Annotated in this window: 1 protein-coding gene; it reads left to right on the top strand. The window is 69.7% G+C overall.

Translation table 11 applies throughout. From position 1 onward, the window contains the following. Positions 1 to 11 precede the first annotated feature (11 nt). The coding region (locus QSK22_RS33445; RefSeq protein ID WP_352231524.1) for an AMP-binding protein at positions 12 to 346 on the top strand (335 nt) is incomplete at its 3' end.

Genomic DNA, 346 nt, shown 5'->3' with positions numbered 1-346 from the left:
CGTATGCCGAGTTGGAGGCGCGGTCGAACCGGTTGGCCCGGTATCTGCGGGACGCGGGGGTCGGTCGTGAGTCGGTGGTGGGTCTGTCCCTGCCGCGTGGTGTGGACGCGATCGTTGCCGTGGTGGGGGTGTGGAAGGCGGGTGCCGCCTATGTGCCGCTGGATCCGGAGTATCCGGCCGACCGGCTGGAGTTCATGCTCGCCGACAGCGGCGCGTCCCTGCGCATCGACTCGCTCGATGACCTGATCGCGGAGCAGTCTTCCGAGCCGCTGGGGGTCGGGCTGGACCCGGCGAGCCTGGCGTACGTCATCTACACCTCCGGTTCCACGGGCCGTCCCAAGGGCGT

Origin of the sequence: Actinomadura sp. NBRC 104425 (assembly GCF_030269545.1) — a bacterium.
Classification (GTDB): domain Bacteria; phylum Actinomycetota; class Actinomycetes; order Streptosporangiales; family Streptosporangiaceae; genus Spirillospora; species Spirillospora keratinilytica.
Note: the sequence above shows the minus strand (reverse complement) of the source record. Positions and strands in the feature narration are given on the sequence as shown.